The organism is Paraclostridium sp. MRS3W1, from assembly GCF_032465715.1.
GTDB classification, from domain to species: Bacteria; Bacillota; Clostridia; order Peptostreptococcales; family Peptostreptococcaceae; genus Paraclostridium; species Paraclostridium dentum.
In genome coordinates this window covers 19,271-32,582 of the sequence record NZ_JAWDJM010000090.1, presented here as the reverse complement: position 1 = coordinate 32,582, position 13,312 = coordinate 19,271, and the positions used below count along the sequence as shown (strand labels likewise).

Annotated in this window: 12 protein-coding genes; 10 read left to right on the top strand and 2 right to left on the bottom strand. The window is 29.5% G+C overall.

Going from position 1 to position 13,312, the window contains the following annotated elements:
• Positions 1-105 precede the first annotated feature (105 nt).
• The 8 genes from RWY47_RS06770 (at position 106) to clpX (ending at position 9,042) form a co-directional block, all read left to right on the top strand.
• Positions 106-1,041 carry a phosphoglycerate dehydrogenase gene (locus RWY47_RS06770; RefSeq protein WP_224170491.1) on the top strand — a complete coding sequence of 312 codons (936 nt, stop codon included), beginning with the start codon at positions 106-108 and terminating at the stop codon, positions 1,039-1,041.
• Positions 1,042-1,140: 99 nt separating this feature from the next.
• Entirely contained in the window at positions 1,141-3,162 is a 2,022-nt protein-coding gene (ligA, locus tag RWY47_RS06765) for an NAD-dependent DNA ligase LigA (protein WP_224170492.1), read from the top strand.
• Between the two features lie 149 nt (positions 3,163-3,311).
• Complete coding sequence (rph, locus tag RWY47_RS06760; protein WP_142730851.1) at positions 3,312-4,661, top strand: ribonuclease PH; 1,350 nt, start codon at positions 3,312-3,314, stop codon at positions 4,659-4,661.
• The gene (locus tag RWY47_RS06755; RefSeq protein ID WP_021430182.1) at positions 4,661-5,131 is read left to right on the top strand and encodes a metallophosphoesterase; all 471 of its coding nucleotides are present in this window, start codon (positions 4,661-4,663) and stop codon (positions 5,129-5,131) included. Before rph ends, RWY47_RS06755 begins: the two co-directional genes overlap by 1 nt.
• Positions 5,132-5,153: 22 nt before the next feature.
• Positions 5,154-5,675, top strand: a complete 522-nt coding sequence (locus RWY47_RS06750) for a DUF2179 domain-containing protein (protein WP_021430240.1) — start codon at positions 5,154-5,156, stop codon at positions 5,673-5,675.
• A 144-nt stretch (positions 5,676-5,819) separates the two neighbouring features.
• Positions 5,820-7,106, top strand: a complete 1,287-nt coding sequence (gene tig, locus RWY47_RS06745) for a trigger factor (protein WP_021430226.1) — start codon at positions 5,820-5,822, stop codon at positions 7,104-7,106.
• Positions 7,107-7,189: 83 nt separating this feature from the next.
• On the top strand, positions 7,190-7,774 hold the full coding sequence (gene clpP, locus RWY47_RS06740; RefSeq protein WP_021430325.1) for an ATP-dependent Clp endopeptidase proteolytic subunit ClpP: 585 nt from the start codon (positions 7,190-7,192) through the stop codon (positions 7,772-7,774).
• 17 nt (positions 7,775-7,791) lie between these two features.
• The gene (clpX, locus tag RWY47_RS06735) at positions 7,792-9,042 is read left to right on the top strand and encodes an ATP-dependent Clp protease ATP-binding subunit ClpX (protein WP_021430344.1); all 1,251 of its coding nucleotides are present in this window, start codon (positions 7,792-7,794) and stop codon (positions 9,040-9,042) included.
• A 30-nt stretch (positions 9,043-9,072) separates the two neighbouring features.
• On the opposite strand, the gene RWY47_RS06730 is transcribed toward clpX, so the two are convergent.
• Together RWY47_RS06730 and RWY47_RS06725 are read right to left on the bottom strand one after the other, a co-directional pair.
• Complete coding sequence (locus tag RWY47_RS06730; protein WP_224170493.1) at positions 9,073-9,600, bottom strand: chromate transporter; 528 nt, start codon at positions 9,598-9,600, stop codon at positions 9,073-9,075.
• The gene (locus tag RWY47_RS06725; RefSeq protein WP_021430250.1) at positions 9,585-10,100 is read right to left on the bottom strand and encodes a chromate transporter; all 516 of its coding nucleotides are present in this window, start codon (positions 10,098-10,100) and stop codon (positions 9,585-9,587) included. The genes RWY47_RS06730 and RWY47_RS06725 overlap by 16 nt, the downstream gene beginning before the upstream one ends.
• Before the next feature lie 167 nt (positions 10,101-10,267).
• Here RWY47_RS06725 and lon point away from each other — a divergent pair, with 167 nt between their 5' ends.
• Together lon and yihA are read left to right on the top strand one after the other, a co-directional pair.
• Complete coding sequence (lon, locus tag RWY47_RS06720; RefSeq protein ID WP_021430256.1) at positions 10,268-12,625, top strand: endopeptidase La; 2,358 nt, start codon at positions 10,268-10,270, stop codon at positions 12,623-12,625.
• Positions 12,615-13,226, top strand: a complete 612-nt coding sequence (gene yihA / locus RWY47_RS06715) for a ribosome biogenesis GTP-binding protein YihA/YsxC (RefSeq protein ID WP_025162320.1) — start codon at positions 12,615-12,617, stop codon at positions 13,224-13,226. Before lon ends, yihA begins: the two co-directional genes overlap by 11 nt.
• Positions 13,227-13,312 lie beyond the last annotated feature (86 nt).

Sequence of the window (13,312 nt, the reverse complement as noted above, 5' to 3'; positions counted from 1 at the left end):
GTATTTATATAAAATAGATTAAGTCCTTTAATTATTTAATAATTAAAGGACTTTTATTTTTAAGATAAAATATAATTAACTATTAGATATGGGAGGAGATGTTTTATGAAATTATTAGTTACAAATAAATATGAGGATAATGAAATAAGTAAATTAGTAAATTTAGGATATGAAGTGATATATATGAAGGAATCTAAGGCTGAAGTAAACAATGAAAATAAAGATATTGAAGTGCTAGTAGGTTACAATCCATTTAACACACTTGATATATCGAAACTAGAAAATTTAAAGCTAATTCAATTAAGTAGTGTTGGAATAGATCAAATACCAAAAGATGAAATTATAAAAAATAATATTACGGTATGTAATAACAAAGGAAATTATAGTATTCCTATGGCTGAATATATAGTTATGTGTATTTTAAATGTATATAAAAATACAAAAAAAATGTATGAAAATCAAGCACAAAAGAAGTGGAAATTAGATATAAACTTAGAAGAACTAACTGATAAAAAAATAATGTTTATAGGAACTGGTACAATTGCAAAAAATGCTGCTGATAGGCTAAAAGCATTTGGAGTATATGTTTATGGAGTTAATACAGATGGTAGAGACGTTGTAGGATTTGATGAATGTATATCTATAGAAAATATAAACGAAGGGTTAAAAAAATGTGATGTAGTAGTTATTATATTGCCATCAACAAAAGAAACTATAGGAATGATTAATGATGAAAAATTAAAAACTATGAAAAATGGATCAGTGATTATAAATGTTGGTAGAGGAAACATAATAAATGAAGATGATTTAATTAATAATATAAGTAAGTTTAAAGGTGTTTGTTTAGATGTATTTGAAAGTGAACCATTAAATAAAGAAAATAAACTTTGGGAATTTGAAAATGTAACTATAACCCCTCATAATTCATGGATATCTGATAAAAATAGAAGTAGAACATTTAATACCATATATGAAAATTTAGAGAATTACATCAATAATAAGGAGCTTAAAAATGTGGTAAATATTCAAAAAGGATATTAATAGTTTAGTTGTAATTTTAAGAAGAAAATTATGGTATACTAAGATAGTATTGCATTGAAATTAGTACGATTTACATAGATTTTAAAAGAGGTGATTTATATGGACATAAAAACTAGAATGGATGAATTGATAGATCAAATAAACTATCATAGCAATAAATATTATAATGATGATGCTCCTGAGATATCAGATTATGAATATGATAATTTAATGAAAGAACTTATAAAAATTGAAGAAGAAAATCCTCAAATAAAAAGAGCTGATTCACCAAGTAGTAGGGTAGGAGGTAAGCCTTTAGATAAATTTACGCAAATAACACATAAAATACCTATGCTTAGTTTATCAAATGCTTACTCAGATAAGGATTTAAAAGATTTTGATAAAAGAGTAAGAGAATTAGCTGATGATAGTGTTGAATACGTAGTTGAATTCAAAATAGATGGATTATCAGTTGGGTTAACATATAAAAATGGAGTTTTTGAAAAGGGAGCAACAAGAGGTAATGGAGTAGTTGGAGAAGATATAACAGAAAACTTAAGAACAGTAAAGACTATACCTTTAAAAATTAATGATACAGAAGAAGTTGTAGTAAGAGGAGAAGTATATATATCTAAGCAAAATTTCGAAAAAATAAATGAATTACAAGAAGAACAAGGCCTTCAATTATTTGCTAACCCTAGAAATTTAGCAGCAGGAACTTTAAGACAGTTAGATTCTAAGTTAACAGCTAAAAGACCTTTAGATATATTCATATTTAACCTAGAGTATATTGAAAATACAAATTTAAAAAGTCATAGTGAATCATTAGAATATCTTAAAAACTTAGGATTCAAGGTTAGCACAGATTACAAAGTTTGTTCAAATATAGAGGGCGTTATAGAACATATTGAATATTGGACAGAAAATAGATCAAAACTACCATTTGAAATAGATGGAATGGTTATTAAAGTTAATGATTTACAACAAAGAGAGGTTATGGGTTATACAGCTAAAAGTCCAAGATGGGCAATTGCATATAAATTCCCTGCAGAGCAAAAGAAAACGAAGCTTATAGATATTATAGTTGAAGTTGGTAGAACAGGAACTATAACGCCTACAGCTATACTTGAACCAGTTAGATTAGCTGGAACAACAGTTTCTCGTGCAACTTTACATAATGAAGATTATATAAATGAAAAAGACATAAAAATTGGAGATACAGTTTTAGTTCAAAAAGCTGGAGATATAATACCACAAGTGGTTCAAGTTGTTAAAGATGATAGAGATGGAAATGAAATAGAATTTAAATTCCCTGATAAATGCCCTGTATGCTCAGAACCTACTGTTAGATTAGAGGGAGAAGCTGCAGTTAAGTGCATAAATATTAGTTGCCCAGCTCAAATTAGAAGAGGAATAATACACTTTGCTTCAAGAGATGCAATGAATATAGAAGGACTAGGAGAATCTATAGTTGGATTATTACTTGATAACAATATAATTAAAGATATAGCCGACCTTTATTACATAAAAAAAGAAGATGTAATAAATTTAGAAAGAATGGGCGAAAAATCAGCTGAAAATTTAATTAAAGCAATAGAAAAATCTAAACAAAATGAGTTATATAGATTAATAAATGGATTAGGTATTAAATATATAGGAGTTAAAGGTGCAAAAGTTTTAGCTAAGAATTTTGATAGTTTAGATGAAATAATAAATGCAGACGCAGTTCAGTTAACTAATCTTGAAGAATTTGGAGATATAATGGCAAACAGTGTTGTTGAGTTCTTTAAAGAAGAAAAAAATATGACGGTTATAAATAAATTAAAAGAGGCTGGAGTTAATATAGAATCTATAAAAAATAAAGATGAATCCATAGTTAATATTTTTGAAGGAATGAAAATTGTATTAACAGGTACTTTACCTACTTTAAAAAGAAATGATGCAAAAGAAATGATTGAGGCAAGAGGAGGAAAAGCAACTTCTAGTGTAAGTAAATCTACAACATTTGTTTTAGCTGGAGAAGAGGCAGGATCAAAGCTTACAAAGGCTAATGAATTAGGAGTCAAAGTTATTGATGAAGCTAAGTTTTTAGATATATTAAACTTAAGCTCAAAAGAAGAAGTTCAAGAAGTTATTAAGTAAAAATATTGGGGAAATTATATTAATAAATAACTACTATTTAGGGTTAAATAATGCTAATATATTATAGTATATACAATATTTGAGTTACAGTTCGGGTAAGTTAATTAGTCTGAATTTGCTATAAAAAATGTTTGAAAGAGGTAATATAAATGACGAGAATTGATGGTAGAAAAAATGATGAAATAAGACCAGTTAAAATAACTAGAAACTTTACTAGATATGCAGAGGGATCTGTATTAATTGAAATGGGAGAAACTAAAGTTATCTGTACAGCTTCTATAGAAGATAAAGTACCTCCTTTCTTAAGAAATTCAGGAACTGGATGGATAAATGCAGAGTATTCTATGTTACCAAGATCTACACACCAAAGAAAAATAAGAGAGTCATCAAGAGGTAAAGTTGATGGAAGAACTCAAGAAATACAAAGATTAATAGGAAGAGCTATAAGATCAGTTATTGATTTATCTAAAATAGGAGAGAGAACTATATGGGTAGATTGTGATGTAATTCAAGCTGATGGAGGAACTAGAACAGCATCTATAACAGGAGCTTTTGTAGCAGTAGCAGAAGCTTTATATTCTTTATATGAAAATAAACAAATAAAAACTTTACCTATAAGAAACTTTGTATCAGCTATAAGTGTAGGAATAGTTAATGGAGAACATGTTTTAGATTTATGCTATGAAGAAGATTCAAATGCACATGTTGATATGAATGTTATAATGACAGACAAAGGTGAATTTGTAGAGGTTCAAGGAACAGGAGAAGAATCTCCATTTACTAGAAAAGATTTAAATGCACTACTTGAATTAGGAGAAAAAGGAAATAAAGAGCTTATTAAAGTTCAAAGAAAAGCATTAGGGAAAATAGCAAGTGAAGTTCTTGGAGAAGAAATTCCAGATGAGGTTGTTATAGCTACAAATAATGCTCATAAATTAGAAGAAATTTCAGCTATATTAAATGATTTTGATTGTAAAATATATTCTCTTAAAGATGTAGATTTAGCAGGAATAGAAATAGTAGAAGATGGTCATACATTTGAGCACAATGCTCTTATAAAAGCTAGAACTATAGCTAAAGCTACAAATATGGTAGCAGTTGCAGATGATTCTGGTCTTGAAGTGGATGCTTTAGGTAAAAAGCCAGGGGTTTACTCAGCTAGATATGCAGGAGAGAATGCAACTGATGAGCAAAATAGAGAAAAACTTGTAAAAGCTATGAAAAATGTGCCTATGAGTCAAAGAACAGGAAGATTTGTATCAGCTATAGCGGTAGTATTCCCAAGTGGAAAAGAGTTTGTAGTAAGAGGAACTTGTGAAGGAACTATAGCATTTGAAGAAAAAGGTGAAAATGGATTTGGATATGATCCATTATTTATAGTGAATCAATATAATAAGACATTTGGAGAATTACCTAGTTCAATAAAAAATTCAATAAGTCATAGAGCAAATTCTTTAAAACTTATGAAAGATGAATTTAATAAAAGGGTAGTGAAGTAATGAAAATTGGGGTAATAAGTGACACTCATAGAATGAATAGGTTTATAGATAAAGCTATTCCATATTTAAAAGAATGTGACTTAATTATACATGCAGGAGATAATTTTATAGATTCAAAATATATTCATAAGATGACTGGAGTTTCGATGATGGCAGTTAGAGGGAACTGCGATTTTGAGAATACAGAAGATGAATTAGAGTTTGAGATAGAAAATAAAAATATATTTGTTTGTCATGGGGATAAGTATGGCGTTAAATATGGACTTGAACAATTACATGAAAAAGCTAAAAATATATGCGCAGATATTGTTATATTTGGGCATACGCATACACCAGTAATAAAAGAAAAAAATAACATACTATATATAAATCCAGGTAGCATATCATTACCAAGAGGAGTAAATTATAGAAGTTTTGTTATATTAGAAATATCTAGTGATAATGTGAGTATTGATGAGATAAGGTTATAAAATAATTTAGGGGGATTAGTAAATGGAATTTGTTTTGGGGTATTTACTCATATTTTTGGCTAAATGTTCAGATGTAACATTAGCAACAATTAGGACTATATTTGTAGTAAAAGGTAAAAAGAAACTTGCGTTTTGTATTGGATTTCTTGAAATTTTAATATACCTATTTGCTATGGATAAAGTGCTAGGTGACATGGGGGACATAGTAAAAGTAATGTCATATGCGCTTGGATTTGCAACAGGTAACGTAGTTGGAATCACACTTGAGGAAAAACTTGCAATAGGATTAATAACAGCTCAAGTTTTCACTGGTGAAGATGTCGATCAATTTGCAGAGTACTTAAGACAGCATGGTTTTGGAGTTACTGTCATAGAAGGTAGAGGAAGAGAAGGTGTAAAGTATATACTACAAGTTGTTTTAGATAGAAAGCACCTTCATAATTTCCAAAATACTATAAATAGTTATGATTCTAGGGCATTTGTAGCAGTATCTGAAATCAAGAACGTCAGAGGTGGATATTTTGGTCGAAATGCGATGAAATAAGGCGATTTTCAAAGCCAGTTCATATCAATGCGGTACTTGTAAATAAAAAAAAGAATGTGTTATAATAAAATAGTAAAATTATAGTAACGAAATCTATTATACTATATATAAAAGAATACATAATCAATAGGAGGATTAATAATAATGAAAGCAGAATTACTTAAGAAAGAAGGTAACAAAGTTACTTTTAAACTAACAGTTGATAATGATAAATTTGAAGGTGCAGTAACAAAAGCTTACAACAAAAACAAAGGTAAATTTAATATACCAGGATTTAGAAAAGGTAAAGCGCCTAAGCAAATAATAGAATCTCAATATGGAAAAGGAGTATTCTACAACGATGCTATAGATATGTTATTCCCAGAAATATATCCATCAGCTTTAGATGAGTTAAACATAGATCCAATAGATAGACCTGACTTAGACATAGAAGAAATAAGCAAAGACAACGGATTAGTAATGGTTGTTAATGTAGAAGTTAAGCCAGAGTTCGAACTTGGATCATACAAAGGTATAGAAATAGCAAAACCTGACTATACTGTAAATGAAGATGAAGTAACTTTAAGATTAGATGAAATGAGAAATAAAGCTTCAAGATTAGTAGATGTTGAAGGTAGAGCTATAGAAAATGGAGACAATACTGTTATAGACTTCGAAGGATTTGTAGATGGTGTTGCTTTTGAAGGTGGAAAAGGAGAAGACTATAGCTTAGTTATAGGATCAAACACATTCATACCAGGATTCGAAGAGCAATTAATAGGTAAAAATAAAGGTGAAGAAGTTGAAGTAAATGTTGAGTTCCCAGCTGAATACCATGCTGAAAACTTAGCAGGAAAGCCAGCTACTTTCAAAGTTGTTATAAAGAATGTACAAAGTAAAGAATTACCAGAATTAAATGATGAATTTGCAGCTGATACAACAGAATTCAATACATTAGAAGAATTAAAGAGTGATTTAAAAGCTAAAGTAGAAGAAGAAGCTAAAAATAGAGCAGATGCTGAAATGAGAAATTCTTTAGTTGAAAAGATATCTGAAGGTACAGAAGTAGAAGTTCCAAATGCAATGGTTGAAACTCAAATAGATAACATGTTAATGGAACTTAACTACCAATTACAATACCAAGGATTACAATTAGAGCAATTATTACAAATGACTGGAAGATCAATAGAAGACTTAAGAAATGAAAAGAGAGAAGAAGCTACAAAGTTAGTTAAATCATCTTTAGTATTAGAAGCTATAGCTAAAGCTGAAAATGTAGAAGTTTCTGAAGCTGATGTTGAAGCTGAAGTTGAAAAAATGGCTAAAATGTACAATATGGAAGTTGAAAAAATAAAATCAGTAATGAGACCAACTGACTTAGAAGATATAAAAGGTCAATTAAAAATAAGAAAAACAATAGATTCATTAGTTGATAGTGCTAAATTAGTTTAATCATTATAGGTATATTTCATACAGTAGCTGTTACAGCTACTGTATATTGTATATATAGATAATTATGATAGGGGGTATAATCCATGGCATTAGTACCTGTAGTAGTAGAACAAACAGGAAGAGGAGAAAGATCTTACGATATATATTCAAAACTTCTAAAAGATAGAATAATATTTTTGGGTGATGAAGTAAATGATGCTACAGCAGGACTTGTAGTAGCTCAGTTATTATTCCTAGAGGCAGAAGACCCAGATAAAGATATACATTTATATATAAACTCTCCAGGAGGAAGTATAACTGCTGGTATGGCAATATATGATACTATGCAATATATAAAACCAGATGTATCAACTATATGTATAGGAATGGCTGCATCTATGGGAGCATTCTTATTAGCAGCAGGAGAAAAAGGAAAAAGATATGCACTTCCAAATAGTGAAATAATGATACATCAACCACTAGGTGGAACAAGAGGGCAAGCTACAGATATAGAAATACATGCAAATAGAATAGTAAAAATGAAACAAACGTTAAATTCTATATTAGCTGAAAGAACAGGTCAGTCTATAGAAAAATTAAAAATGGATACTGAACGTGATAACTTCATGAGTGCTGAAGAAGCTAAACAATACGGCTTAATAGATGAAGTAATTACTAAAAGACCGTAGATAAGAGAGGTGTTAATATGTCAAAATATGAAGATAAGAGACAATTAAAATGTTCATTCTGCGGTAAAAACCAAGAACAAGTTAGAAGACTTATTGCAGGTCCAAATGTGTATATATGCGATGAATGTGTTGAATTATGTGATGAAATAATTCAAGAAGAAGTTGAGGAAACAACAGAAGAGGAAACTGTAAATTTACCGAAACCAAAAGAAATGATGAACACTCTTAATGATTATGTAATAGGACAAGAAAAAGCTAAAAAAGCTTTATCAGTAGCTGTTTACAATCATTATAAAAGAATCTATGGAAAAAACAAAGGGACTAACAAAGATGTTGAGATACAAAAAAGTAACATACTTTTATTAGGACCTACTGGATCAGGAAAAACGCTTCTTGCTCAAACACTAGCTAAAACTTTAAATGTTCCATTTGCAATGGCAGATGCAACATCACTAACTGAAGCTGGATATGTTGGAGAAGATGTTGAAAATATATTATTAAAGCTTATACAAGCAGCAGACTTTGATATAGAGAAAGCTGAAAGAGGTATAATATATATAGATGAGATAGATAAGATAGCTAGAAAATCAGAAAATCCATCTATAACTAGAGATGTTAGTGGAGAAGGTGTTCAACAGGCTCTACTAAAAATCTTAGAAGGAACTGTAGCTAATGTTCCACCACAAGGTGGAAGAAAGCATCCACACCAAGAGTTCTTAAAGCTAGATACTACTAATATACTATTTATATTAGGAGGAGCCTTTGATGGAATAGAAAGAATAATTCAAAAAAGAGGCGGCGAAAAAACACTAGGATTTGGAGCTAAGATAGAAAGCAAAAAAGATATGGACCTTGGAAAAATTTATGCACAAGTTCAAACAGAAGACTTACTTAAATTTGGTATAATACCAGAATTTATAGGTAGAATTCCTGTAGTTGCAACTTTAGAATTATTAGATGAAGATGCACTAGTAAGTATACTAAAAGAGCCTAAAAACTCTTTAGTAAAACAATTCCAAAAATTATTTGAATTAGATGGAGTTGAACTTGAATTTGAAGATGCTGCACTTAGAGCAATAGCTAAAAAAGCTATTGAAAGAAATACGGGTGCAAGAGGTCTAAGAAGTATTGTTGAAAATATAATGATGGATATAATGTATGAAATACCATCTAGAGATGATATAAAGAAAATAATACTGACAGAAGAGTCTGTTAAACAAGATTCTGATCCAGTTATTGTTTTAAAAGATGAAGAAGAAAGTGCATAAAAAAAGGAGCTAATTAAGCTCCTTTTTATTTTAAAAAAAAGATAGTAAAATACCTATGCATCCATATATAAACACGATGGCTATTGAGCCAACTTTTTTTGTGTATAATAAGTAAAATGCTGATATAAAAGCTATAATATCATAAAGACCCCAAGTTATTCCTGTAGCAGACGAGAATACTGCCGATAATATAAAACCTAAGGTTATTGGACGTAAAACAGAAAGAATTTTTTCAACTTTTTCATTATCTTTAAATTTATCAAATAGGCTTGCAATTATTGTAAGACCTATTACTGAAAATAATACAACACCAATACTTGAAGTTAAAGATCCAAAAAAACCTCCTGCTTTAAATCCTATAAAGGTAGCACTATTTATAGCGATAGGACCTGGAGTGGATTGGGATAATGCCAATAAATCTAAAAATTCTTTGTTTGTAATAAAGTGGTATTTATCTATAAATTCTTGTTGAATAAATGGAAGCATAGCATAGCCTCCACCAAAACTAAAACTACCTATTTTAAAGAATATTAGGAATAACATTAAGACTTTTGACATAGAGCGTAAACACCTCCTAATATTATTAAATATATTGGACTGATATTAAATACACCTACACAAAAGAATGATATAATTAAAAATGATATATTTTTCTTAGATTTGGGTAATTTATTAAACATATTTACAAATGAGTAAAGTATTAAAGCTATAACGACTGGATTTACTCCAGAAAAGAACCCATTTAAAATATCTGAGCTTTGGTTGTTGAAATAAAAATATGATAATACTAATACTATACAAAATGATGGAAGTATTGAACCTAATGTACAAACTAAAACACCTGGAATTTTATAAAGCCTATAACCCAATAAAATAGAGATGTTTGCACCTAGTACACCTGGATAGCTTTGGGCGATAGATAGATAGTCAATAAACTCTTGTTGAGTTAATAGATTTTGCTTTGTGACAAGCTCATCTTCTATCAAAGGAACCATAGCATAACCACCACCAAAGGTAAATGCACCTATTTTTAAAAATGTTAAGAAAAGTTTAAACATAAAATCCTCCACATTAAAATTTGGTATATAAGTAATATTATTATAACATAATAGTAATAAATGGATGGAAATGATTAAGAAATAGCTAATGTTGTTGAAAATTCAATTATGTAAATATATAATAAATAAAGTGACGCAATCTAGCATTTGGAAGGAGTGATGTTAGCATGGATAAAAATTATACTATAATAGAACGTGAATTACCGTTAATCCCGCTAAGAGGATTGGCTATATTCCCATATATGATACTAAGCTTTGATGTAGGTAGAGAAATTTCTCTAAAGGCATTAGATGAAGCTATGGCTGATGATGAAATGATATTCTTAACAGCTCAAAAAGATTCATCAATAGATATACCTACAGAAGATGACTATTATCATACGGGTACTATATGTAAAGTAAAACAACTGGTAAAATTACCAGGAGAAGGGGTTAGAGTACTAGTTGAAGGTATATCTAGAGGAACTATAACAGAGTTTGTGCAAGACGAACCATATATAAAAGTTGCTATAGAAGAAGCTGTTTATGATGTTGAAAGCATAAATGAAGATAAAGAGGTACAAGCAACTGTTAGAAATGTATTTGATGCTTTTGAAGAGTATATAAATATAAGTAATAGAGTTTCACCAGAAATTCTTATAAATCTAGCTGAAATGGATAATGAAAATAGATTTGTAGATACAATAGCTGCAAATATGTTCTTAAAGCCAGATCAAAAACAAGCAATATTAGATGAATTTGATATTCAAGCTAGACTAGAATTAATTCTAAGAACATTATTAGAAGAAATTGAGTTATTAAAAATAGAGAAGAAAATAGCTTTAAAAGTAAAGAAAAGTATGAACAAAGTTCAAAAAGAATATTATCTTAGAGAACAGTTAAAAGCTATACAAAAAGAATTAGGAGAAGATGAAGATATAGATTCTGAAACAGATGAATATAGAAAAAAACTTCATAAGATGAAAGCTTCTAAAGAAACTAAAGAAAAGATATCAAAAGAAATAGACAAGTTCTCTAAAATTTCTCCTATGGCTCCAGATTTAGCTGTAAGTAGAACTTACTTAGATACTATATTCTCATTACCTTGGAATAAAGAAACTAAAGATAAGTTAGATATAAAAAGAGCTGAAGAAATTTTAAATGAAGAACATTATGGATTAGATAAAGTAAAAGAAAGAATAATAGAATATTTAGCAATTAGACAATTATCAAAGAGTCTAAAAGGGCCTATATTATGTTTAGTTGGACCTCCAGGTGTTGGTAAAACATCTATAGCTAAATCTATAGCAAATTCACTAGATAGAAAATTCGTTAGAATTTCTTTAGGTGGAGTTAGGGATGAAGCTGAAATAAGAGGACATAGAAGAACTTATGTAGGAGCTCTTCCAGGAAGAATAGTTAATGGATTAAAAGAAGCAAAAACTAAAAATCCTGTATTCTTATTAGATGAAATAGATAAGATGTCATCAGACTTTAAAGGAGATCCAGCAGCAGCTATGCTAGAGGTTTTAGATCCAGAGCAAAACAAAGACTTTGTGGATCACTACTTAGAAGTTCCTTTTGATTTATCTAAAATACTATTTGTTACAACTGCAAATACATTAAGTACTATACCAAGACCATTACTTGATAGAATGGAAATAATAGAAATATCAGGTTATATTGAAGAAGAAAAATTAAATATAGCTAAAAAATATTTATTACCAAAACAAATAAAAGAACATGCTTTAAAAGAAGAGTTTATAAAAATAGATGATGAAACTATGCTTGAAATAATAAGTAGCTATACAAGAGAAGCAGGAGTTAGAGGTTTAGAGAGAACTCTTGGAACAATATGTAGAAAAGCTGCTAGAAAATATGTAGAAGATGAATCTATAGAAGAGATAGTAGTAAACAAAGATAATTTAGAAGACTACTTAGGAAAACAAAAAGTAAGACATCAAGTTGCAGGTAAAGAGCCAGAGGTTGGAGTTGTTACAGGACTAGCATGGACAGCTGTTGGAGGAGAAACTTTAACAACAGAAGTAAATGTGTTAAAAGGAAAAGGTCAAATAGTTTTAACAGGAAAACTAGGAGATGTAATGAAGGAATCTGCTCAAACAGGTATATCTTATATAAGATCTATAGCAGACAGATTTGATATAAATCCAAACTTCTATAAAGAAAATGATATACACATACATTTACCAGAAGGAGCAGTACCTAAGGATGGACCGTCTGCAGGTATAACTATGGCTCTAGGCGTTATATCAGCATTAACTAACATACCAGTTAGAAACAATGTTGCTATGACAGGAGAGATAACTTTAAGAGGTAGAGTCCTAGCTGTTGGAGGAGTTAAAGAAAAACTTCTTGCAGCACATAGAGCAGGTATAACTAAAGTTTTATTACCGCAAGAGTGTGAAGCAGACTTAGATGAAATACCTCAAAAGGTAAAAGATGAAATGGAATTTGTTTTAGTAAGCCATATGGACGAAGTATTAGAACATGCATTATTAAGGAACGGTGAAAAAAATGAAAATTAGAAGTGCTGAAATTACAATGAGCGCAGTTAACAAAAGTCAATACCCAGCAGAAGGTATACCAGAAATTGCATTAGTTGGAAGATCTAATGTTGGAAAATCATCAACAGTAAATACTTTATTAAATAGAAGAAATTTTGCAAGAACAAGTCAAACACCAGGAAAGACTAGAACTATAAATTTCTACCTAATAAATGAAGAGTTTTACTTTGTAGACTTACCAGGATACGGATATGCAAAGCTATCTAAATCTGAAAAAGAAAAATGGGGAGTTATAATGGAAAGATATTTACAAGAAAGAGAAGAGCTATGTGCTATTTGCCTACTTGTAGATATAAGACATGAACCTTCAAATGAAGATAAGATGATGTATGACTGGATAAAACACTTTGGATATGATTGTGTAATAGTTGCAACTAAAGCAGATAAAATATCTAGAGGACAATATCAAAAACATTTTAATATAATTAGAAAAAAATTAGAGTTATCAAAAGAAGATAAAATCTTCCCTATATCTGCACTTAAGAAAACAGGTGTTGAGGAATTATGGGCAGAGGTTATAAAACAATATACACACAAAGGCTATGAAATAAGAGTTGATTAATTTAAAGCAACTAAACTCATTGAGTTTAGTTGCTTTTTTATATTTAAAAAACTTTTTTAAGTATTTTACTAAGTTCTGGCTAAGCA

Bases quoted from the DNA above. Each gene is read 5' to 3' on its own strand.
- RWY47_RS06770 (WP_224170491.1), top strand. From the start codon at position 106: ATGAAATTATTAGTTACAAATAAATATGAGGATAATGAAATAAGTAAA.
- ligA (WP_224170492.1), top strand. From the start codon at position 1,141: ATGGACATAAAAACTAGAATGGATGAATTGATAGATCAAATAAACTAT.
- rph (WP_142730851.1), top strand. From the start codon at position 3,312: ATGACGAGAATTGATGGTAGAAAAAATGATGAAATAAGACCAGTTAAA.
- RWY47_RS06755 (WP_021430182.1), top strand. From the start codon at position 4,661: ATGAAAATTGGGGTAATAAGTGACACTCATAGAATGAATAGGTTTATA.
- RWY47_RS06750 (WP_021430240.1), top strand. From the start codon at position 5,154: ATGGAATTTGTTTTGGGGTATTTACTCATATTTTTGGCTAAATGTTCA.
- tig (WP_021430226.1), top strand. From the start codon at position 5,820: ATGAAAGCAGAATTACTTAAGAAAGAAGGTAACAAAGTTACTTTTAAA.
- clpP (WP_021430325.1), top strand. From the start codon at position 7,190: ATGGCATTAGTACCTGTAGTAGTAGAACAAACAGGAAGAGGAGAAAGA.
- clpX (WP_021430344.1), top strand. From the start codon at position 7,792: ATGTCAAAATATGAAGATAAGAGACAATTAAAATGTTCATTCTGCGGT.
- RWY47_RS06730 (WP_224170493.1), bottom strand. From the start codon at position 9,600: ATGTCAAAAGTCTTAATGTTATTCCTAATATTCTTTAAAATAGGTAGT.
- RWY47_RS06725 (WP_021430250.1), bottom strand. From the start codon at position 10,100: ATGTTTAAACTTTTCTTAACATTTTTAAAAATAGGTGCATTTACCTTT.
- lon (WP_021430256.1), top strand. From the start codon at position 10,268: ATGGATAAAAATTATACTATAATAGAACGTGAATTACCGTTAATCCCG.
- yihA (WP_025162320.1), top strand. From the start codon at position 12,615: ATGAAAATTAGAAGTGCTGAAATTACAATGAGCGCAGTTAACAAAAGT.